Below are 21788 nucleotides of genomic sequence, written 5' to 3' on the forward strand. Positions count from 1 at the left end.
CTGTTTGGCGATACTTCTTTCTAACCGATACAGTTTTCGCAAAAGGTTTATTACTATGACAATGATCAAAATTGACCAATATTTTGACCCTGCCAGCTGGCAGAAATTTACCAAGGCTGCTGAAGGTCGCGAGACACCTTTCTTAGTAGTTGACCTTAGCCGTATCGAAACCAAGTACCATGAAATGGTCAGCCTGTTTCCTAAGGCAAAATTGCATTATGCAATGAAAGCTAGCCCTGCGGTGGAAGTGATTAACTTACTAGCCGATCTTGGTTCAAACTTTGACTGTGCCTCTATCTATGAGCTTGATCGCGTGCTTGACTGCGGTGTGGAGCCATCGCGTATCTCATACGGCAATACCATTAAAAAAGCCGACCATGTTAAATATGCTTTTGAAAAAGGCATCGATCTATATGCGACTGATTCAGAAGCGGATCTAAAAAACATTGCCAAACATGCCCCAGGTTCTAAGATATTTGTTCGTATTTTAGTCCAAGGGTCAGAGACAGCAGAATGGCCATTATCACGTAAATTTGGTTGCCATCCTAACATGGCAATTGATCTACTGGTTCAAGCACGCGAGCTAGGCTTGGTCCCTTATGGTATCTCGTTCCACGTTGGTAGCCAGCAAAAAGACGTCGCTGCATGGGATGATGCGTTAGCCAAAGTCAAATATATGTTTGACTGGATGAAGAATGAAGAAGGTATCAAGCTACAAATGATTAATTTGGGTGGTGGCTTCCCGACCAACTACATTAGTGAAGTTAACCCTATCAAAGTCTACGCTGAAGAAATTACCAGCTATCTGACTGACGACTATAATGACGATGAAATGCCAGAAATTATTTTAGAGCCGGGTCGTTCGTTGGTTGGTGGTTCAGGCGTATTGGTTAGTGATGTGGTACTGATCTCTCGTAAGTCTGATACTGATTTGACTCGTTGGGTGTATACCGATGTTGGTCTATTCCAAGGTTTAATCGAAACGTTGGGGGAAGCCATCAAGTACCCTGTCTATACGCCTAAGATGGAAACCTCTACCAGTGAAGGCACAGTAGTACTAGCCGGTCCAACCTGTGACTCAACTGATATTATGTATGAAGAAGCAGGTTATCAGCTACCAGAAGAGCTTGAGATTGGTGATAAAATCTATTGGCTAACCACTGGTGCTTATACCAACTCATACTCATCGGTAGAGTTCAATGGTTTCCCACCGCTCGAAGTGGTTTATATTGATTAGTATTTGATACTCTTCATAAAAAAGCGCGGCACGGTTAATACCCGTGACGCGCTTTTTTGTGCTGACTATTCAATTCGTAAAGAAGTCGCACCAATCATTTTATGTCTAATATAACGTTTGGTGCTATTCATACCTGCTCCATTGCTGCTATTAAACCATCGGGCCATCAGTCATAATGATATAGCCAACCACTAACCATCAATAGTCGGTTAGTCACTTAATCCAAGTACATCCTGCATATTGTACTGTCCCACTTCTTGCTCAACGACCCAAGTTGCGGCACGTACTGCACCAGCGGCAAATGTCATGCGAGCACGTGCACGATGAGTGATTTCAACCACTTCGCCATCTGCGATAAACATCACAGTATGGTCGCCTACGATTTCGCCCCCACGTACTGCATGGATACCAATTGTCCCAGATTCGCGCTCGCCAGTTTGCCCTTCACGGCCATAGATAGCGACGTCTTTTAGATTCTGTCCGCGCGCTTCTGCGACTGCTTCGGCCATCATATATGCGGTACCAGAAGGCGCATCGATTTTGTGCTTATGATGAGCTTCGATGATTTCTACATCGGCGTCATCACCAAACGCTTTGGCAGCCATCCCCAGTAGCTTCAATGATAAATTAACGCCTGTCGAATAGTTACCTGCATACACGATAGTAATCTGCTCACTTGCTTTTGCCAGTACTCGTTCCTGCTGCTCATTGAATCCTGTCGTACCGATGACCATAGCGACGTTATTCTCAGCACAAACTTGCATATTTTTTTCGGTGGCATCAGGTAAGCTAAAATCAATCAGCACATCGATGTTGTTAATCACAGCGGCTAAGTCATCAACGATTTTTACGTTTAAATGACCGATAGCAGCAACCTCGCCTGCATCTGCTCCAACCAGGCTAGAGCCTTGGCGTTCAATCGCTGCTTTTAATGTAGTTTGCGGATTGTTTTGTACCGCTTCGATAAGCATACGACCCATACGACCGCCTGCACCGATTACGCCAACGTTGATAGATTTATTATTTGCTTGTTCGCTCATACTTTTACCTTAGTTACTTTATATTTGGTGAAATTATTTTTAATCATATTTATCGTAAGTTTAGCAAATATCACCACATGAGGGGCTTATTATACCGTCAACAAAAAGCCCAAGGGTTTCACATGAAACCTTTGGGCTTAATTTAATATTTACTACTTAGTTTGGCTCATTCTTAATCGAATAAATCGCCGATTTTTTTGAAGAATGATTTTTTGTGTGGTGATTGTTGGTGCTTACTATCGTCATCCAAAGTATCTTGGAATTGACGTAACAAGTCTTTTTGCTCACGAGTCAGGTTAACAGGTGTTTCGATAACCACGCGGCAAATCAAATCACCTTTCATAGTAGTACGCACTGGTGTTACACCTTTGCCGCGTACACGTAGTAACTTACCACTTTGCGTACCTTCTGCGACCTTGATTTTTACTTTACCATCTAAGGTTGGGATTTCGACTTCTTTACCCAATGCCGCATCAGTGATGCTTACTGGCACATCCATATACAGGTCAGCGCCTTGACGGGTAAAGACATTGTGCTGTTTGACACGTACTTCGACATATAGATCGCCGTTTTGTACGCCAGCGCCACCCGCTTCACCTTCGCCTGCTAGACGGACGCGATCACCATCGTCAACACCTGCAGGGATAGAGACTTCTAGTGTGCGTGATTTATCTTTTACGCCATTACCATGACAGTCTGGGCAAGGGTTTTTGATCTGTTTACCAGTACCGCCGCAATGAGGGCAAGCTTGCTGTACCGCAAAGAATCCTTGCTGCATACGTACTTGACCTTGGCCATGACAAGTCTGACAGGTGACAACATCAGAGGCATTTTTTGCCCCTTTACCATCACAGGTATCACAAGGCGCAGGAGCCGTGAAGCTGATTTCTTTTTTGCAGCCACGTACCGCTTCTTCTAATGTCAGCTCAATCACATAACGTAAGTCAGAGCCACGACGCGAACGCCCACCGCCGCCACCACGCTGCTGACCAAAGATATCACCGAAGTTACCGAAGATATCGCCAAAGATATCTTGGAAGTTTCCGCCGCCTGCGCCGCCAAAGCCGCCGCCACCCATACCGTTTTCAAAGGCTGCATGGCCCATACGATCGTAGGCTGAACGTTTTTCTTCATCGCTCAATACTTCATAAGCCATTGAAGCTTCTTTGAATTTTTCTTCCGAATCAGGATCATCAGAGTTGCGATCTGGATGGTATTTCATGGCAAGCTTACGGTAGGCTCGCTTAATTTCTTTGCTGTCAGCGGTCTTGCTGACACCTAATACTTCATAAAAATCGCGCTTACTCATGCTCTCTCCTATCGTCTTTACAGCCACACCGGTTCGTCAAATCATCAGCTCAATTAACAGTGATACTAATCATTATTCTTACGCACTAGACATGTATAACGTTTCACATGAAACATAATAGGTCGCAATGCTATAAAACGATCATATCTAGACTTAACCAACAAATACGGTAAAGGCTGCTTAGCCAAATCAATTATAAAAAGTTTGCGCTATTTATGGAGATGGTCTTCTGATTTATCAAGATCTTAAATGATGAAATTAGCCGTTGATCCTACCGTGGCAAAAGACAAACGATTTATTAAGGTTACTGCAAAGCTTTTCGTACCTGAGCCGTGTCCAGTCATGCTAATATTTGTCACCACATACGGTCATTCAAACTCATAGTGATGACGCTTGCGACAAGGTATCAAGTCTTATGAAAAAGCTGGTTATTCTATTCATCATAATTGCGATAGCAGTGTATGCAGGCTCGCCTTACTATAGCGCTTATCAGCTCAAAAATGCTTACGACGATAAGGATGGTGCCACGATTGCAGCGGCTATTAATTATGATCAGGTGCAACCAAGTGTCCAAAACCAGCTAACTAGCCAATTTGCAACGACCATGACTAAGTATCCGCTAATCTCCGAGTTAGGCGGTGATGCGTTGACCCAAGCAGCGAACGGCTTCATCGCGCAGGCCGTTGAAGGGGCCATCACGCCGCAGAATATCGAAAAGGTAATTAACACCCAAGGTCAGGCCAATACAGCAACCAAAGAGTTAGCGGCAGCATGGGCCATCGCTAGCGATCAAGTTGATTTAAAGAACCTGATTCAAAGCTTAATTATTCAGCGCGGTGATGTCGATGCGGTGGTCAAAAGCCAAATGCAGCAAGTCATGAAAAAACAAGCTGCAGAACTTGAGCAGCAAGTAGCCCAAGGTAATGATAGTGAAAAACCAACGCTCAGCTACTGCGGTATCAATTGCTTTAGTATTAGCGGTCAAGTGAAAGGCTATCCTCTCACTATCGAGATGCAACGTGAAGGGCTTATCAATTGGAAAATCGTTGATATCGTCTTGCCATAAGATATTTAAAATAGTTTTTGAGACGTAGAAATTTTTGAATAGAACTATAAAAAAACCGCCTTATGAACTGCTTCATAAGGCGGTTTTTCTATTGCTTTATCTAGCAGATTAATACCTTAAAGCTTTGAACTGTTAAAGCACTTGATCACACCAATTAATTACTCAACGCCTAAGAACTCTAGAAACTCTGGACTCTCAAAACTTGCTTGGTATAGCACACCATCTTCACGATAGATTGCAGGTGTTGCCATCACAGCCAATCCGGCTGCTTTTTCACGATTGGGCGTCACATGATCTGTATTACAGCTCGCTGGTGCAGGTGTCATTTCACCCTGTAGCATCGCTTTGTCAAATGCCTGACGGCGACTGTCTTCGGTGGCTTGACACCAGATACCACGCATCTGCTTCGGTGACGCCTCATATATCGGATAACCGATCACATTAACCGTTACACCTTTTGCATTCAGCGATGGCACTTGCTGGTGTAGTCGGCGGCAGTAAGGACAATTCACATCATCAGCCACATAAATAACGGCTCTTTCAGTGCTAGTTGCTGGATAAGTAATTAGCTGGCTTTTATCCAATGTCGCAAACACAGACTGGTTCTTCAATGCTTCGAACTCTTCATCAAGCCCAACAAACTGACCGTTTTCGATGACTGATATTTCGCCATCGGTAATGTACTGACCATCATCTGATAATAAGAAAGGCACGCCTTCTAATGTCGCACCCCAAATAACGCCCGGTACTGCGGTATAAAAGAATGGCGTTTTGGCACTCATGTTTTTGAGCGCAGACATATTGGCTAATATATCTGACTTCGTGCTGGCGCTAACCGGCTTGCCCAGTTGCGCACTCGTACTGCGAGCAGGCGTCTCGGTCACGACACGTTCGCTTGGGTTCTTTTGTAGCTCGCCTTGGATGACGTAACGACCATCTTCGGTGATATGTAGTGGCAATTGTCCAGCCAAACTTACTTGATACATATTGGGCAGTTTGGATGGCACAATAGAAGTAATCTGTGTTTTGATGCCTGCCTGAGTCAATATTTGGCGCAATCGCTTATCGACAGTCATACTCACTGTTTGCGTTGCTTGCGAATTTGTGGCGTTTTTCTTTACGTTGTTACTGTTAGCATCTGCTGAACTGGGCTGAGCGCAAGCAGTAGTTGCTAGTAGTATGACGCTGATTAGACTGGCAGACTTTAATACAGGTAATGTCACAGAAGGGTTCCTATCTGGTTTTTGATAATGACGGTTTTCGATATTAACCCCAATTTTAAAGCCACCATTAATTCAAAGGTAGCAATCCATCTTCTTACTAGTTGAATTTTTGAAAATGGTTTAAGGGTTGTCTGTTATAAAAATATAGATAAAAAAGACTGTAGCATATAGGATAGTTTTGCAAAGCGCTAAATGGTTAATGTCGCAAAACTGCTACTTAGCTTTAAGAGATAGGCAACACAGGTAGACAATGGACATAAATACGAGATGGCAGACCGCAAAAAGCAGCCACTATATAATGGCTGCTAATGGGTTTGAAACGATAATTTCAATACAAGTATCAATGCAAAGACTTAGCTGGTTCAGTGCCTATCTTTACTATTTCTACTACCTCTTAGAATTTGGCGACTTCTTCTGACGTTAAGAAACGGCTATCGCCTTTCTCTAGGCCTTCTAGATTAATGTGACCGATACTGGCGCGGTGCAGCTCCGTGACTCGATTGCCAAAGTAACCCATCATACGTTTTACTTGATGATATTTGCCCTGCTCTAATGTCAGGCGTGCATGTTTTTCATCAATGAACTCAAGAGTCGCAGGCTTGGTTGGCTCGTAATCACCCTCAAGCAAGATACCTTCAGCCACTTTCTTTATGGCTTTCTCTTGTGCGCCACTATCCATTGCATCTGCTAAAGTTAGCTCGTATACCTTTGCATGTTCGTGCTTAGGGCTGGTGACACGATGTAGCCAACCGCCGTCATCACTCATCAGCAACGCACCAGTGGTATCAACATCGAGACGTCCAGCGATACGAAGGCTACCTAATTCTGGCACAGCAATCAGTTCGGTAACGATTGGATATTCTTTAACTTTGAGCGTACATTCAAAGCCTTCAGGCTTATACAATAAGATATAACGATTACCAGCAGCGACCGACAATGGCTCGCCTGCCCACATCACATCATCGTTGACGACATCGACATGTAGACCAGGATCTTTGACCACTTGATCGTTTACGGTAACCTCACCTGCGTGCATGATCTTTTTTGATTCTTTGCGCGACAGCTCGGTGGCTTTACTGATGAATTTATCTAAACGCATACTATTTACTACCATCGGTTTTATTATACCAGCCCTAAATCAGAAACTAACGACACCAACACTCAGCCGTGAGCGACACGTTATCTTCGATGGTTAGAAATGGTACTATAATGAAAAATTAAATGAACACTGCACCCAATACAGAAGCCAGTGAAAGTCAGACCAGTTTAACATATCCAACCTAAGCCTGATGAAATATGAGCTATCAAACGCTAAAACGTGCTGTTACCACACGCCTAGAAATTAAAAAATCCGAGTTTATCGCTTACGCCTATCCAGTAACCTCTCGTGAGCAAGCAATGTTTCACGTGGAACATCTACGCGAGCAATATCCTGATGCCCGTCATTTCTGCTGGGCATATATTATCGGTGATCCTAATAACACCACCAGTGCAGGGTTTGATGATGATGGCGAGCCAAGCGGTACAGCGGGTCGTCCAATATTGAATGTGCTGCAGCATAAGTCTATCGGCAATGTGATTATCATCGTCGTACGTTACTTCGGTGGTATAAAATTGGGTGCTGGTGGTCTCACCCGTGCTTATGCAGGCTCTGCTCAGGCGGCTGTCGATGAGATGGTACTAAATCCCTATGTCCCGATGACACAGGTTCAGATACTGGCAGAGTTTGCAACTGAGGCGCAATGCCGCTATATGATAGAGAGTCTTGGCGGTCATATCGATGATGTTGCATACAGTAAGCAAGTGACCTTAACTGCAACACTTGCTGAAGCAGATGTTGACAATTTAAAAGAGCGCTTAGCAATGGATGGCCGAGTATTGGATAAGCCAGAAAATTAAGAAGAGTTTAACTGAATACTATCATCAGCCGTTTTAGTCATTAGCCGCTTTAGATAGCCTCCTTTTCAATGTGCTTATTTGTTAGCTTTTTTCAATGGCTATTTCTCGGTGAATGATTTTTGTCAGCTGCTTTTCAGTAGCTTTTTTCAGTAATCATGCGTTCACTGAAAGTTATTGGTTTTGAGTATTAGCCTCGGTATGATAAGACATTGCTTTTTGACAATAATTAAATAAGAGCCATTTATGTCAGCTTCCAACTCGACCAAACCTTTTTCTCCAGCCCCTTTCAAGACACCGTTTTGGCTGACCAATCCGCATCTACAAAGTATCTTACCTAAATTCTTTGCACCCAAAGCTCCAACCTATCGCCGCGTGGTCGAAAAAGACTCATTGGACGAGAGCGATATTGCCTATGACTTTTATGATGCGCACCCTGTAGAACCACCAAAAGATGGCGAGCTTGAGCAAACACCACTAATCGTACTGTTTCATGGTATGGAAGGTAGTAGTGACAGTCATTATGCTCGTGCGCTAGCGCACCAAATCCATGCGCAAGGCTGGCACTTTGTCGTCGCCCACTTTCGCAGTTGTGGTGGTATTCCTGCCAGTGGCAAGGTATTTTATAACGCGGGAGATACGGATGAAGTACATCATGCGCTACAGAACTTACGCGAGCAGTATGCCAATATCTACGCGGTCGGTGTCTCATTAGGTGGTAATGCACTGGCCAAATATATGGGCGAATATGAGAACAAAGTCCTATGCAAAGGTGCAGTGGTTATTTCTGCACCAGTCGATATGTCCTCAGCGGCTATTACTATGCACAGTTTTTTGAGTCATCGTATCTATACGCCGTACCTGCTTAACCCAATTATCAAAAAAGCATTGGCAAACGATCTCACACAAGATGAAATCAACGCTATAAAATCATCCAATCGTATCAGTGATTTTGATGATATCTTTACCGCGCCGCGTCACGGATATCGCTCCAAGAATGACTATTACCACACTGCATCCGCCATGCCCTATTTGCGCAACGTCACGCACCCTCTACTGCTCATTAGTGCAAAGGACGACCCTTTCATCGGCTTTACTGCTACCCCAAATGATGTCTCTGAGAGTGTTACTATCTTAGATACTGACCACGGTGGACATATTGGTTATTTGCGTTATCGCTCAAACAACGGTCAGGCCAAAAATAAATCGTCTGTCACCAATAATAAAGAGTCCAAAACCTCAAAATTCGATATCAACTGGATACCGGAAACTGTCAGTGCTTATTTTAATTGGATTGGTGTAGCTTCTACTGGCGAACCCTCTCAGGCTATGGTGTCTGACGACAAATAACCATCGTCATCAATAACAAAGTAATAACGCCAACGTTTATAAACTTTTGAGAGTGTTTTATGTACCCATTTATCCGTTATGCTAGCACTATCGCTCATGCTGCTCTAAAAGCAAAAAAAGGCGACACACTAACGTTCAAAGACACTAGCGAGATTCAATTTCGCTGCCGCTTATCTGATATCGATAATTTTTTGGAGATGAATAACGGTCGGGTATTTACACTTTATGATTTGGGACGTATGGACTTTGCGGTACGGACTGGGCTTGGCAAGCAGTTGTTAAAACAACGTTGGGGGTTGGTGATTGCTGGCAGCACTATTCAATACCGTAAGCGTATTCGCGCCTTTCAAAAAGTCACGCTCAAGACCAAAATCGTCGGTATCGATGCGCGCTGGCTCTACATCGAGCAATCGATGTGGGTCAAAGGTAAGCCTTGCTCATCTGGCCTACTGCGTACAGGTGTAACAAAGGGTGGTAGAGTGATCGACACGGCACAAGTACTGGCCGCATTGGGACAGTCTGATTGGGATCTACCGCCAACAGGTTACGTGGCTGAATGGATCAAGAGTGATGCCGACCGCCCTTGGCCGCCGACGGAGTAATATCAAGCTAGCTTAGCTAAAAACGGCTCTATTTAATATTACTCAAAAGCACGTCACAAGTAAGTAACCTTATGACTACTATTGCATAACAATACATTATATAAATAAGTATAATAAATGCTAGGATAGTAGTGAGTACATACTCAGACAAAATAAATATAGTCTTATAAGGAGAACAACATGGCTAACACAACAGATTATGTCGGCACATTATTTGATAATAGTGAATCAAACCCAAGCAAAATTACTCTAGCATTTACCATGGCAGGTGTAGCACTGAAGAAAGGCCATTCTGCTACTGTCATACTCATGGTAGATGCAGTACATCTGGCAAAACCAAGTGCGTTAGACAACGTAGATATCGGCGACCCGTTTGAGCCTGCTGGTGAGTTACTAGAAGCATTTATCGAAAAAGGCGGTCAAGTATTGGTCTGCGGCGCTTGCATGAAACACAACGGTGTAGCAGATTCAGATGTTGATAAGCGTTTTGAAGTGATTAGCGGTGATGATGTGGTTGAGCTACTGATGAATGCTAAAGGGTCGTTGCAGTTGAACTAATAGCAAAAGTTAAAAAGTAAGATCATAAGAATGGGTCGGTTTCTTAGTCATCGTTGGATGGCCTGGAAGCTGGCCTATTTTATTTGCAGTTTTCATAAAATTCAGTAGATTATAAGAAGTTAACACTAAGTAATAGAGAAGCCGCTAAAATTTCTTTAGCCATTTTGATTCATTATTTATTTCAACTTGCTTTGGTTAGGTACTTTAATGATATTAAGTATGTGCCTTAATAGCTTTTAACTACAAAACTGTAGCCAAAACCCACCATCTTATTTTTCAACTAAATGCACACTATCTAACACAGACGATGTTCAGCTTTGTTAAAGTAGTTCATGCAAACACTCTACTAAAAGGCAGCCAGTCATGAGCTTACTTGATACTCTGAACCTCTCCTACCCTATCGTCCAAGCACCAATGGCAGGTGCAACCACACCTAAACTAGCGGCGACGGTGAGTAACTTTGGTGGACTGGGCTCACTAGGATCTGGCATGACGGCACCAAATGTTTTGACTGGCCAAATTGATACCATTAAGTCGCTCACCGACCGACCTTTTATGATCAACCTGATGGTACTCTCCAAACAGGAGTATACGACCATTGATACCGAACTCCCTGCTTGGCTAAGTCAGTACTATCGAGACAACACTATCGAATTTACACTACCTAAATGCCCTGCTCAGAACTTCTCAGAGCAGCTGCAAGTGCTCTATGACAATCCCGTTCCCGTCGCCAGTTTTACCTTTGGCATTATCAGTGCCGAGCAAGTCCAGCGCCTACAAAGCCTCGGCACACTTGTCATCGGCACTGCCAATCATCCGTTAGAAGCGAAGGCATGGGCAGATATCGGTGCAGATGCGGTATGTGTACAAGGGGTCGAAGCTGGCGGACATCGCGGTGGTTGGTTGCCGCAAAGTGAAAGCGATCCATTGGGGCTATTGACACTAATTAGCCAGACGCGTACCTGTACCGACATCCCATTGATTGCAGCGGGTGGCATCATGAGCGGACAAGCCATAAAAGCGGTTCAGACGGCTGGTGCTGAGCTGGCACAAATAGGGACAGCGTTTTTGACCACTGATAAATGCGGTATTAATGATACTTATAAACAAGCGCTACTTGATGCCAGTCAAGATAAGCGCAGCTCAGAAACGCGATTAACGCGTCTGTTCTCAGGTAAGCTCGCTCGCGGTTTATTAAATGATTATCTACGTGATTTTGCCGAATTTGAAAGCGCTGATACGCTACCGCCCTATCCGCAATTAAACGCCATGACCAAATTTATGCGAGCTCATGCGTCTCAGAACATGGATGCAGAACATCTGTCTTTATGGGCAGGACAAGGGGTGGCTCTGGTCAAAAAAGAGAGCACGCTTGAACTGCTTGAGCGCTTGGTTAAAGCGCTATAAACTTGCCTGTTTTTATTATCCACACTACTCTAATAAAAAATCTACCGCCGCGGCTGCATGAATAGCCGTGGTGTCAAATACAGGTATGGGGCTATCAGTTTGTTTGATAAGTAAGCCAATCTCTGTACAGCCTAATATCACACCTTCTGCACCTTCGTTGGCCAAATCGGTAATGACTTGGCGATAATACTGGCGTGAGCTATCAAGTATCTGGCCTTTGCACAGCTCATCATAGATAATACGATGTACCTCTGCTCTCGCCTCATCTTCTGGCAACAGTACTTGCAAGCCTGCATCGATCAAACGCTGCTTATAAAAATCTTGAGTCATGGTGAACTGCGTACCAAGTAGCGCAATTTTGGTCAGACCCTGTTTCTCAATCTCTTTAGCAGTAGCGTCAGCAATATGAATAATCGGCAGGTTGGTCGTGGTTTCAACGTCGCTGATCACTTTATGCATAGTGTTTGTCGCCATCAATAACCCTTGGGCACCAGCCGCTTGTAGTCGCTCGCCACTACTTGCCATCATCGCGCCAAGCTCAATCCATGCTCCTTCTGCTTGCATCTCGCCAATCGGTGCAAAGTCGACACTATGAATCAACAAGTCTGCTGAATGTAAGCCGCCTAGCTTATCCTTGATACCTTCATTAATGAGGCGGTAATAACTCTCGGTACTCTCCCAACTCATACCACCGATGATACCTAGTGTTTTCTGTTGAGAGTCTCGTTGTTTTTGAGCTGCCATATATATTCCTAGAATCTTTTTAGTCTTAGTTATAGTAGCAAAACCGTCTGCTGAGAACGCGCTATTTGATAATAGCTCTTAAGACAACAATGTTATTAAAATAGAGCAAATCCTACTATTGATAATAACGATTTTACCCGTCCGACTTCACGGAGTATGATGGACACTGGTAGCTATTACCCTATCTATTATGACTACTCATTACCTAACTATTATATATACAACGTATGCCCGCATCATAGGCTGGGCATAGCTGATACTATGCAGGACAACCAAATACTATGGCCAACTTTCCCACTATCAGGATACGTACACGCCGCAAGTACTACCGACTAATCTTTACTGGCATTATGGCGATGTTGATGTCACTAATCATTTCAACCGCGTTATTGGTAGTAAAACAAGGATTCATTGAGGGTTTCTTTATGGAGCTGATGCACTCCTGGGGACTGGCCTTTATGTTTGCATGGCCAAGTGCTTATATTTGCGCATACATCGTACAGGAACATCTGCTCAGCCGTATTGAGTTCTACTAAACAGCATTACTTAGAATATTGCTGATGTAAGCCAAGCTTTCTATAACCAAATCCATTTAGCGCGAATGTATCCACTATCTAGACGACCAGTCTATTTTTAAGTATAGTAACTTTTTTTAAGTATAGTAACTTTGTGAGTCGATAACCTACGAGCGTTATTAACGTGGTATTGTTTTTACTCGAAGAACAACATATTGATGAATAACTGTGACGATGCTGTTTTTATCATCGGTTATTCATACTTTTAATATACTTATAAATATATAAATTCATAGATAAAGGAAATTATCATGCGTAGTGCTATTCATAACAGTTTCGGTAAACCCTCCGACGTATTGAGCGTGGGCGACAGTCCTATGCCGCAGCCAGCTGCAAACGAAGTCCGTATCAAAACTATCCTCTCCCCTATTCACAACCATGACATGCTGACCGTAAGTGGACAATATGGCTATAAGCCTGAGATGCCAGCCATCGGTGGTAGTGAAGCGCTAGGTATTATTGATGCCGTAGGTGATGACGTCACAGAGTTTAGTGTTGGCCAACGTGTGGCGTGTGCCAGTGTGCACGAAACGTGGGCAGAGTACTTTGTCGCTCCTGCCAGTATGGTATTTAACATGCCTGATAGTATCGAAGACGAACTGGCTGCACAGCTGATTGCCATGCCATTATCTGCTTTGATGCTGCTAGAGTTTCTAGAAGTCGATAGCGGTCAATGGATTATCCATAACGCAGCAAATGGCGCCGTTGGTAAAACGCTAGCCATGCTCGCTGCTGCACGCGGTGTGAATACAATCAACCTGGTGCGTAGTAAAGACTCACTCGAGGAGCTGACAGCACTTGATATCAAAAACAATGTCGTCACTGCTGATGACGACTGGAAAGACCAAGTCAAAGCCATCATTGGTGATGACAAGATTACCGCAGCCGTCGATTCAGTCGGTGGTGAATCGAGCAACGAGCTACTATCGCTACTTGGCAGCAAAGGAACGCTAGTCTCATTTGGTATCATGTCAGGCAAGCCAATGGCACTAGACGCTGGCAGCTTAATCTTTAAGCAAGCTGTGGTAAAAGGGTTCTGGGGCAGCAAAACCAGCCAAGAAATGGACCTTGATAACAAACAACGTCTGATAGATGAGCTACTAGAGCGCGCTGCAAGTGGTGATTTGAAGCTCCCTATCGAAGCTATTTATAGTCTAGATGACATCACAACTGCCGTCTCTGGAAAAGTACAATCGAGCAAAAAAGGTAAAGTTCTTTTAAAACCTTAATCCCTGTACTCGCCTCGTAACGAGAGCAAAAACAGTGGTACTAGAAAGTATAAGAAAGCCCATTTGTATTACTCATCAGATAATACCGTGGGCTTTTTTTAGCGGAGCTGCTTCAATTATAGCGAAGCTGTAATAGCATCGCCGTACCGTTATTAATAAACACAAACAATAAAACTTAATAAGGATATAACCATGTCAAACGATACAACGTTCAAAGCCTTAGTCGTCGAAGAGACCAGTGATGGCGAATTTAAAAAAAGCATCCAAGAGCGTAAAGTCAGTGATTTACCAGAGAACGACTTGCTCATCGAAGTACATTACTCATCGTTAAACTTTAAAGATGCCATGTCAGCCACGGGCAATAAAAGAATCACCAAACAGTACCCGCATACCCCAGGTATCGATGCCGCTGGCGTGGTCGTCAGTGATAAATCAGGCACGTTTAGCGCAGGGCAAGAGGTATTGGTATTCGGCTATGATCTCGGTATGGATACAGATGGTGGACTCGGTCAAATGATATCAATACCAGCAGATTGGGCGCTACCTTGCCCAGAAACGCTGACGCTAAAAGAAGCAATGACCTATGGTACTGGCGGTCTAACCGCAGCGCTGAGTGTGCAAAAGCTAGAGAAAATGGGCGCAAAACCAAGTGATGGCCCAGTCGCTGTCACTGGCGCAACTGGCGGCGTGGGTACGATCAGTATCGCTATCTTAAAGCAGCTTGGCTATGAGGTGATTGCCTTCTCAGGTAAACCAGAGCAAAGCGAGCATTTAAAAGAGCTTGGCGCGAGCGAAGTACGTCATCGTGATACTATTAATGAGATCGGTAATAAACCTGTCGGCCGTGAGCTATGGGCAAACGCCATTGATACCATTGGTGGCGACTACTTATCTAATTTGCTTAAACAAACTAAAGCGGGCGGCGCGGTGACGAGCTGTGGTCTAGCGGGCGGCGCTGAGTTCTCCATGACGGTCATGCCATTCATCACTAGAGCAGTATCGCTACTGGGTATCGACTCGGTCTATATCCCATTGGCTGATAAAGAAGCTATTTGGAAACGTGTCGCCACTGATATGAAATTGCCCAATCTTGAGAGCTATGGTGAAGAGATTACGTTAGAGCAAACACCAGAATATCTAGATCGCTTTATGTCGAGTAAAGTGGTTGGGCGTTATGTGGTAAATGTGAAGGGATAAAATTTTAGTTTAAGGTCGAATTTTATAAGTAGTAGCGGTGCTCTTTATCTAAAAGAGCACCGCTTTTTTTGGCATATAGACAATAGAAAACTCATTCATGTTGAAACTTAGGATAAAAAGCCGAAAAACACGAATTGACTTTAACAAACTTAAGTTTACTATATTATCTTCATAGAAGATTAGTAATAAGGAAGTTAAATTGTTTGAAATAGGGAAAGTTTATAATAGGCGTGCTGATATACACGGTAGATATAAGGGCCAACAATATGGTGGTATAGCTACTCCTGCCGCTCATCCATACATATTTATATTTACAGGTGATTCTGGTAACGAGTATGGATATATTGACGATTTCGATCCTAATGGTACCTTTAAATACACAGGTGAAGGACAAGAGGGTGACATGAAAATGTCTAAAGGTAATTTAGCTATTCGCGATCATCAAAAAAACAATAAAGAAATCCTACTCTTTGAATATACATCGCGAGGTTATGTACGGCTTTTAGGAACATGCAATTATATTTTTCACCATACTGAAGAGCGGCCAGATAGAAATGGTAATCTTCGCGAGGCTATCATTTTCCATCTAGATATAGTCAATACTCAAAATATTAATGCAGCTCAAACTCTAACTTCTAAAACAGTTGAATCACCTAAAGCGATGTACATTACTAAGCCTAGCAAAGGCCAGTCATTACAAAAACTACGAAAGATTGCTTTAATTTCAACGCCAACCCAAGGAAGTACACAAGAAAAAATTCAGTCTATCCAAAACCGTAGTAGAGCAATTAAACTTTATGCTAAGAACAGAGCTAATGGCATATGCGAAGGGTGTAACGAGATAGCTCCATTTGAAACTAAGTCTGGACCTTACCTTGAAGTCCATCATTTAACTAGATTGGCCGATGGTGGTCCGGACGTACCTCAAAACGTTATTGCTCTATGTCCTACCTGCCATCGAAGAGCACACTATTCTTTAAATCATTTAGAATTTAATAGTCAGTTGATAAACGAAGTTGCTGCTATCGAAGCAGAACTTAATCAGTGAAACGCTTAACTTTAGGGCAAAAAACACCCAACCAAGTTGAGTGTTTTTTTATTGCTTATCACGACTGTTTAAGTTTTATAACTTATTGATAATCTCATTCAGTTGCTTATTAAACGCTTCATCCGTCACTTGTCCTGTCTCAACATCGAAATTATCAAAGAAGTTGGGCAATGACAATGCACCTTTGACATCAGCGGCAAAGAACGGCGCTGAGCCTTTAGCCGCAGCAAGCACGCTTTGCGCGCCGCTAGATCCTGGTGATGTAGCAAGCATAATCATTGGCTTGTCTTGATAAACTTTCATATCGATGCGTGACGCCCAGTCAAACAGGTTTTTATAAGCGGACGTGTATGAGCCATTGTATTCAGCAAATGAAATAATAACAGCGTCAGCGTCCCCAATTGCTTGATAAAAATCATGGGCAAATTGTGGGATGCCGCTCTCTTTCTCACGCTCTTCGCTAAAGATTGGCATCTCAAGATCATGAATATCGAGTAGCGTCACATCGGCATCGTCGATTTGCAAGGCGCTATAGCGTGCCAATTTTTGGTTAATAGATTTTCTGCTATTGCTGGTGCCAAAGGCAAGTACATTCATTGTAAAATCCTTATGTTTGCCTACCCTATTTCAGGTAGCGTTATTATGAGTAAAAAGTATAATGCGCAAAGAATCTGACAGGATGATGATGTTTATCACCAGTTATTTTTGCGCGTTTGTACTTGTGTTCATCTCGAATGAGAGCTATTGTGCGACCTAAACCTAAGTTGAGGTCAAGAAAAAATGCAAAAAAGACTCACGCCTGATTGGATATCGGTCGGTCTGCTCAGTGAAAGGACGGGCGTAGCGGTGTCTGCGCTACATTTTTATGAACGTAAAGGGCTGATAAAAAGTCAAAGGAACAACGCCAATCATAGACAATATCCGAAGCATGTCATCCGTATCGTCTCATTGATTCAAGTGGCGCAGCGTACGGGATTTTCTTTAGAGGAGATTTTGCTGGAGCTTGATGAGCTGCCTAATCACACCCGTGTCACACTTAAAGACTGGGAAGCGTTAGGCCTCAGATGGCAAGCGGAATTGGATCGTAAGATTGTCCAGCTGACTGAGCTAAAGAATATGATGAGCGACTGTATCGGCTGCGGCTGCCTATCGCTGGAGCGCTGCAAACTGCTTAACCCTTATGACGAGCTGGGTGAGACAGGCGCAGGACCACGTTTGATGACGGAGTAATTTTGAGTTGATAGCCCTTTTTTATGGCTTATTAGCATTAAAAATATCATAAAAAAGCCCACGCTATCGTGGGCTTTTTCTATAGCTAACAGTGATACTTAAGGAGTGATTACTCCCATTCAATCGTCGCAGGTGGCTTGCTCGACACATCATACGTCACGCGTGATACGTCAGCGATTTCATTCATAATGCGGTTCGATACCGTCTCGATCAAATCATACGGCAGATGCGCAAAGCGAGCCGTCATAAAGTCTACCGTTTCAACTGCACGTAGCGCGATTACCCATGCATAGCGGCGGCCATCACCGACCACGCCCACTGATTTGATGGGTTGGAACACGGCAAATGCTTGGGCAGTTTTGTCATACCAGCCTGAACGCTCAAGCTCTTGCATAAAGATGGCATCAGCCAAACGCAACACGTCTGCGTATTCTTTCTTAACTTCACCAAGGATACGCACGCCCAAACCTGGACCAGGGAACGGATGGCGATAAATCATTTTGGCAGGTAGGCCAAGCGTGATACCTAGCTTACGTACTTCATCTTTGAACAAATCACGCAACGGCTCAATCAATTTAAATGCCAAGTCATCTGGCAAACCGCCTACGTTATGGTGGCTCTTAATGACATGCGCTTTGCCTTGATGTGACTTAGCAGATTCGATGACATCAGGATAAATCGTACCTTGTGCCAAGAACTCAACGACTTTACCATCGCTCTGCTCACTCACTTGGCGCGCGCTATCAGCGAATACGTCAATAAAGGTTTTACCGATGATTTTACGTTTCTTCTCTGGATCAGACTCGCCTGCTAGCGCATCTAGGAACAAATCTTCAGCATCAACACGGATAACCTTTACACCCATGTTTTCGGCAAAGACTTGCATGACTTGGTCGCCTTCGTGCAGGCGCAGTAGACCATTATCAACGAACACACACGTCAGCTGATCACCAATAGCTTTATGCAATAGCGCAGCAACCACTGAACTATCGACACCGCCAGATAGACCTAGCAATACTTGCTTGTCACCGATTTGCTCTTTTAACTGGGCGATACGCATATCAGCGATGTTGTCTGGTGTCCAATCACCTGCACAGCCGCAAATCTGATGGACGAAACGTCCAAGCAATTCTTGACCTTGTAGCGTATGCGTTACCTCTGGATGAAACTGTAGGCCGTAATATTGCTTGTCGTCATTGCCCATAATCGCAATTGGACAGCTTGGCGTGCTAGCAACGATATCAAAACCTTCAGGTACTTCGATGACTTTGTCGCCATGGCTCATCCAAACATTGAGTTTAGATGCGTTTCCTTCAGTCTTGCTGTCTTCGATACCGTCAGTCAGCTGTGAATGACCAGTGACATCAATGGTCGCAGCACCAAACTCATGAATATCACTGGCATGAACTTGCCCGCCAAAACGATCTGCCATCGCTTGCATACCGTAGCAGATACCTAATACTGGCACGCCTAGCTCAAACACCGCGTCATTGATACGTGGGCTGTTTTCTGCGTGAACGCTCTCAGGGCCACCCGACAGGATGACGCCTTTTGCGCCAAAGTCGATGATGCGCTGAGTATCGATATCATAAGGGAACATCTCACAAAACACCCCAGAATCGCGCACACGGCGAGCGATTAGCTGGCTATATTGTGAGCCAAAATCGAGGATTAAGATGCGATCTTCTTTGATTGCAGGAGTGGCAGCAGCAGTGGTCATAAATCGATATCCATCAATAGATAAATTGGTGCCCTATTTTAACAAGTTTACGCCCTCTATTGGCTATTAGATGGTTAATTATTAACAGTTATGCATAAATATTTAAATTCATGAAAAATAAAATCGGGAAAATAAACCTGTCGAAAGACCAGTGTTAAGGAAAACTAAAACTTATTGATTAGGGTGATATATGAAACCAATCAAACAAAATCTTCCATTTGCCATTACTATACCTATCATCAATCTACTATTGATTGTAGGTATAACGATTGAATTAGCAATCATACAATAGTGCCTGTCTAGTATTGTCTAACTGGTCAGACACTGTAGACGACAATAATTTTTTGAATACCCCAATGTTTATAATGGGCCATATAACATTTACAAAAAAAGGAATTTCTAATTCTAGGAGAGCTGATCAAGCTAAAACAGTAACGTCAAATATAAAGAGACAATAACATGAGCAACACGAATAACGATCAAAATCCAAATAAGGACACAAGCAAACTCTCAAAAGAATACCTGCCAGATTACGTAAAGGCGCGATCAAAGCATCATAGTCCTCCGCACTTAGGTACGTTTGATGTCGGCATGTCAGTACCACAGTGGCGACCTGACCACGTACCTGATACTCGTATCGATAAATTCACTTTCTTTATGGTGCTGGTTATCCTTTTTAGTATCGCCATACCTTTGATACTGTTCCCTGAGCAGGGTAAGGCTTGGGTAGGCCTAGCCCGCAGCTTTGTAGTAGATAACTTTGGCTTTGCTTATCTAACATTTGGCGCACTATCTATAATGTTTGTGATCTACATCGTGATATCTGATATCGGTAAGATCAAACTAGGCCGCCCAGAAGAAACACCTGAGTTTTCAGACGCTTCTTGGGCGTCCATGTTATTTTGCGGCGGTATTGGTGCCAGTATCCTTTATTGGGGTCTGATTGAGTGGGCATATTATTATCAAGGTCCTCCTTTTAATTTACCTGGCGGCTCACCTGACGCTATTCGCTGGGCAACTACCTACGGGATTTTTCACTGGGGACCTGTGGCTTGGTCTATCTACTTGGTACCTGCTGTGGCTATCGCTTATTTTTATTATGTGCGTCAAAAACCGGTACTTAAAGTTAGCCAAACGCTCATGCCATTATTGGGCGAAAAGCTAGCAAGCAGCAACTGGGCCAAGCTATTAGATGTGTTATTTATCTTCGGCATGGTTGGTGGTGGCGCCACCACGCTCGGTCTGGCATCTCCACTGATCAATGAAGGGTTATACAATCTATTTGGTTTACCACGTAACACCACGATGCAAATAGTCGTGTTATTAGTCACTACTATAATTTTTGCTTATAGCGCCTATCAAGGGCTAAAAGGCGGCATCCAAAAGCTCTCTAATATTAACTTTTACTTGGCTGTCATTTTCTTATTATTCATTTTGGTTGTCGGTCCAACTGTCTTTATCTTGAATACTGGGTTGGAGGCTATCGGGCGCTCTATCACTGAAATGCCGCGCATGATGACATATATCGAACCATTCAAAGACTTCCCAGAGTTCGGCTTTGAACACACAACCTTCCCGCAAGATTGGACGGTGTTTTATTGGGCGTGGTGGTTAGTATTTGCGCCAACGATTGGATTGTTTATTGCCAAAATCTCGCGAGGTCGTACGATACGTAATATGGTAGTAGGGTCGATGTTTTATGGCTCGCTTGGCTGTGCCATGTTTATGGTTATCTTAGGCAATTACGGTCTGTATTTACAGTTGACGGGGGCGGTCGATGTAGTGGCGGTACTCAATAACGAATCTCCAACCGCTGCCATCTTTGCTATCTTAAATAGCTTACCGATGTCTTATTTAGTCATCGCGGTATTTACCTTTTTATCGATTATCTTTACTGCCACAACCTTTGACTCTATCTCTTATATACTGGCGTCTGTCGTCCAAAAAGAAGTGGATGACGAGCCGCATCGTTGGAATCGTTTGTTCTGGGCATTCACTTTGTGTTTATTACCCGCTACCTTGATGTTCTTAGGAGATCTGCAAACCTTACAAACCGCGTCTATTTTCGCTGGTGCACCGCTCATCATTATTTTGGGTATGATGATGATATCTGTGATTAAAGCCGCTCGATATGATCTTGAGTATCAACCTGACTACAGTGTCAAAACTATCCATATCGAAGAGCTACCTGACAATGCGCCGTGGGAAGAAGGCGAAACCTCAGAAGCACTAGAGGGTTCAGTCCTGCATCAAAATGAAGAGTGGGAACAGATGCGTGAGGATACTGAAAATGCGGAGAACCCTGAAAATAATAGTTAATCATTGAGCATCATAATGGTTGCCGTTTGATATTATTC

20 protein-coding genes are annotated in these 21788 nt (G+C 43.6%); 13 read left to right on the forward strand and 7 right to left on the reverse strand.

The genetic code is table 11. The features are described 5' to 3' along the window. The first annotated feature begins 61 nt into the window (after positions 1–61). Entirely contained in the window at positions 62–1237 is a 1176-nt protein-coding gene (locus ACT3QN_RS03485) for a type III PLP-dependent enzyme (RefSeq protein ID WP_444523754.1), read from the forward strand. Between the two features lie 209 nt (positions 1238–1446). Here ACT3QN_RS03485 and dapB read toward each other — a convergent pair whose 3' ends face one another. Together dapB and dnaJ are read right to left on the reverse strand one after the other, a co-directional pair. Next, positions 1447–2277, reverse strand: a complete 831-nt coding sequence (gene dapB / locus ACT3QN_RS03490) for a 4-hydroxy-tetrahydrodipicolinate reductase (protein WP_444528908.1) — start codon at positions 2275–2277, stop codon at positions 1447–1449. Positions 2278–2449: 172 nt separating this feature from the next. Continuing rightward, positions 2450–3586 carry a molecular chaperone DnaJ gene (gene dnaJ, locus ACT3QN_RS03495; protein WP_444520025.1) on the reverse strand — a complete coding sequence of 379 codons (1137 nt, stop codon included), beginning with the start codon at positions 3584–3586 and terminating at the stop codon, positions 2450–2452. Positions 3587–4001: 415 nt separating this feature from the next. Between dnaJ and ACT3QN_RS03500 the strand changes: the two genes are divergently transcribed. Then, positions 4002–4652 (forward strand): DUF2939 domain-containing protein, encoded by a 651-nt coding sequence (locus ACT3QN_RS03500; protein WP_444528909.1) that lies wholly within the window; start codon positions 4002–4004, stop codon positions 4650–4652. 158 nt (positions 4653–4810) lie between these two features. On the opposite strand, the gene ACT3QN_RS03505 is transcribed toward ACT3QN_RS03500, so the two are convergent. Then, the gene (locus tag ACT3QN_RS03505) at positions 4811–5875 is read right to left on the reverse strand and encodes a disulfide isomerase DsbC N-terminal domain-containing protein (protein ID WP_444528910.1); all 1065 of its coding nucleotides are present in this window, start codon (positions 5873–5875) and stop codon (positions 4811–4813) included. Positions 5876–6269: 394 nt separating this feature from the next. Beyond that, positions 6270–6974 carry a pseudouridine synthase gene (locus ACT3QN_RS03510; protein ID WP_444528911.1) on the reverse strand — a complete coding sequence of 235 codons (705 nt, stop codon included), beginning with the start codon at positions 6972–6974 and terminating at the stop codon, positions 6270–6272. A gap of 197 nt (positions 6975–7171) precedes the next feature. Between ACT3QN_RS03510 and ACT3QN_RS03515 the strand changes: the two genes are divergently transcribed. From ACT3QN_RS03515 to ACT3QN_RS03535, 5 genes are all read left to right on the forward strand, one after another. Then, positions 7172–7774: a YigZ family protein gene (locus ACT3QN_RS03515; protein WP_444528912.1), complete on the forward strand. Its 603-nt coding sequence runs from the start codon at positions 7172–7174 to the stop codon at positions 7772–7774. A 243-nt stretch (positions 7775–8017) separates the two neighbouring features. Beyond that, the gene (locus ACT3QN_RS03520; protein ID WP_444528913.1) at positions 8018–9121 is read left to right on the forward strand and encodes a YheT family hydrolase; all 1104 of its coding nucleotides are present in this window, start codon (positions 8018–8020) and stop codon (positions 9119–9121) included. A gap of 59 nt (positions 9122–9180) precedes the next feature. Further along, positions 9181–9723 (forward strand): acyl-CoA thioesterase, encoded by a 543-nt coding sequence (locus ACT3QN_RS03525; protein WP_444528914.1) that lies wholly within the window; start codon positions 9181–9183, stop codon positions 9721–9723. Between the two features lie 180 nt (positions 9724–9903). Then, a complete protein-coding gene (locus tag ACT3QN_RS03530) occupies positions 9904–10281 on the forward strand; it encodes a DsrE family protein (protein ID WP_444528915.1) in 378 nt (125 codons plus the stop codon). 363 nt (positions 10282–10644) lie between these two features. Then, on the forward strand, positions 10645–11688 hold the full coding sequence (locus ACT3QN_RS03535; protein ID WP_444528916.1) for an NAD(P)H-dependent flavin oxidoreductase: 1044 nt from the start codon (positions 10645–10647) through the stop codon (positions 11686–11688). A 24-nt stretch (positions 11689–11712) separates the two neighbouring features. Here the strand turns inward: ACT3QN_RS03535 and ACT3QN_RS03540 are convergent, their stop codons facing one another. Then, a complete protein-coding gene (locus tag ACT3QN_RS03540; RefSeq protein ID WP_444528917.1) occupies positions 11713–12432 on the reverse strand; it encodes an aspartate/glutamate racemase family protein in 720 nt (239 codons plus the stop codon). Positions 12433–12788: 356 nt separating this feature from the next. Between ACT3QN_RS03540 and ACT3QN_RS03545 the strand changes: the two genes are divergently transcribed. The 4 genes from ACT3QN_RS03545 to ACT3QN_RS03560 all read left to right on the forward strand — a co-directional run bounded on the left by ACT3QN_RS03545 (position 12789) and on the right by ACT3QN_RS03560 (position 16481). Beyond that, complete coding sequence (locus ACT3QN_RS03545) at positions 12789–12968, forward strand: DUF2798 domain-containing protein (RefSeq protein WP_444528918.1); 180 nt, start codon at positions 12789–12791, stop codon at positions 12966–12968. A 290-nt stretch (positions 12969–13258) separates the two neighbouring features. After that, complete coding sequence (locus tag ACT3QN_RS03550; RefSeq protein ID WP_444528919.1) at positions 13259–14236, forward strand: zinc-binding dehydrogenase; 978 nt, start codon at positions 13259–13261, stop codon at positions 14234–14236. A 192-nt stretch (positions 14237–14428) separates the two neighbouring features. After that, the gene (locus ACT3QN_RS03555; protein WP_296208817.1) at positions 14429–15433 is read left to right on the forward strand and encodes an oxidoreductase; all 1005 of its coding nucleotides are present in this window, start codon (positions 14429–14431) and stop codon (positions 15431–15433) included. 199 nt (positions 15434–15632) lie between these two features. Beyond that, positions 15633–16481: an HNH endonuclease gene (locus ACT3QN_RS03560; protein ID WP_444528920.1), complete on the forward strand. Its 849-nt coding sequence runs from the start codon at positions 15633–15635 to the stop codon at positions 16479–16481. Between the two features lie 75 nt (positions 16482–16556). Here ACT3QN_RS03560 and ACT3QN_RS03565 read toward each other — a convergent pair whose 3' ends face one another. Beyond that, positions 16557–17078, reverse strand: coding sequence for an NADPH-dependent FMN reductase (locus ACT3QN_RS03565; RefSeq protein ID WP_444528921.1), 522 nt, complete (start codon positions 17076–17078; stop codon positions 16557–16559). 183 nt (positions 17079–17261) lie between these two features. Between ACT3QN_RS03565 and soxR the strand changes: the two genes are divergently transcribed. After that, a complete protein-coding gene (soxR, locus tag ACT3QN_RS03570) occupies positions 17262–17711 on the forward strand; it encodes a redox-sensitive transcriptional activator SoxR (RefSeq protein WP_444528922.1) in 450 nt (149 codons plus the stop codon). 109 nt (positions 17712–17820) lie between these two features. Here the strand turns inward: soxR and guaA are convergent, their stop codons facing one another. Beyond that, positions 17821–19431 (reverse strand): glutamine-hydrolyzing GMP synthase, encoded by a 1611-nt coding sequence (guaA, locus tag ACT3QN_RS03575; protein ID WP_444528923.1) that lies wholly within the window; start codon positions 19429–19431, stop codon positions 17821–17823. Positions 19432–19890: 459 nt separating this feature from the next. Between guaA and ACT3QN_RS03580 the strand changes: the two genes are divergently transcribed. After that, complete coding sequence (locus ACT3QN_RS03580) at positions 19891–21750, forward strand: BCCT family transporter (protein WP_444528924.1); 1860 nt, start codon at positions 19891–19893, stop codon at positions 21748–21750. The last annotated feature ends 38 nt before the right edge of the window (positions 21751–21788 follow it).

The organism is Psychrobacter sp. AOP7-C1-14 (genome assembly GCF_052376135.1).
GTDB lineage: Bacteria > Pseudomonadota > Gammaproteobacteria > Pseudomonadales > Moraxellaceae > Psychrobacter.

Bases quoted from the DNA above. Each gene is read 5' to 3' on its own strand.
- guaA (WP_444528923.1), bottom strand. From the start codon at position 19,431: ATGACCACTGCTGCTGCCACTCCTGCAATCAAAGAAGATCGCATCTTA.
- ACT3QN_RS03515 (WP_444528912.1), top strand. From the start codon at position 7,172: ATGAGCTATCAAACGCTAAAACGTGCTGTTACCACACGCCTAGAAATT.
- dapB (WP_444528908.1), bottom strand. From the start codon at position 2,277: ATGAGCGAACAAGCAAATAATAAATCTATCAACGTTGGCGTAATCGGT.
- ACT3QN_RS03565 (WP_444528921.1), bottom strand. From the start codon at position 17,078: ATGAATGTACTTGCCTTTGGCACCAGCAATAGCAGAAAATCTATTAAC.
- ACT3QN_RS03555 (WP_296208817.1), top strand. From the start codon at position 14,429: ATGTCAAACGATACAACGTTCAAAGCCTTAGTCGTCGAAGAGACCAGT.
- ACT3QN_RS03525 (WP_444528914.1), top strand. From the start codon at position 9,181: ATGTACCCATTTATCCGTTATGCTAGCACTATCGCTCATGCTGCTCTA.
- soxR (WP_444528922.1), top strand. From the start codon at position 17,262: ATGCAAAAAAGACTCACGCCTGATTGGATATCGGTCGGTCTGCTCAGT.
- dnaJ (WP_444520025.1), bottom strand. From the start codon at position 3,586: ATGAGTAAGCGCGATTTTTATGAAGTATTAGGTGTCAGCAAGACCGCT.
- ACT3QN_RS03510 (WP_444528911.1), bottom strand. From the start codon at position 6,974: ATGCGTTTAGATAAATTCATCAGTAAAGCCACCGAGCTGTCGCGCAAA.
- ACT3QN_RS03540 (WP_444528917.1), bottom strand. From the start codon at position 12,432: ATGGCAGCTCAAAAACAACGAGACTCTCAACAGAAAACACTAGGTATC.
- ACT3QN_RS03545 (WP_444528918.1), top strand. From the start codon at position 12,789: ATGTTGATGTCACTAATCATTTCAACCGCGTTATTGGTAGTAAAACAA.
- ACT3QN_RS03535 (WP_444528916.1), top strand. From the start codon at position 10,645: ATGAGCTTACTTGATACTCTGAACCTCTCCTACCCTATCGTCCAAGCA.
- ACT3QN_RS03520 (WP_444528913.1), top strand. From the start codon at position 8,018: ATGTCAGCTTCCAACTCGACCAAACCTTTTTCTCCAGCCCCTTTCAAG.
- ACT3QN_RS03500 (WP_444528909.1), top strand. From the start codon at position 4,002: ATGAAAAAGCTGGTTATTCTATTCATCATAATTGCGATAGCAGTGTAT.
- ACT3QN_RS03530 (WP_444528915.1), top strand. From the start codon at position 9,904: ATGGCTAACACAACAGATTATGTCGGCACATTATTTGATAATAGTGAA.
- ACT3QN_RS03485 (WP_444523754.1), top strand. From the start codon at position 62: ATGATCAAAATTGACCAATATTTTGACCCTGCCAGCTGGCAGAAATTT.
- ACT3QN_RS03580 (WP_444528924.1), top strand. From the start codon at position 19,891: ATGAGCAACACGAATAACGATCAAAATCCAAATAAGGACACAAGCAAA.
- ACT3QN_RS03550 (WP_444528919.1), top strand. From the start codon at position 13,259: ATGCGTAGTGCTATTCATAACAGTTTCGGTAAACCCTCCGACGTATTG.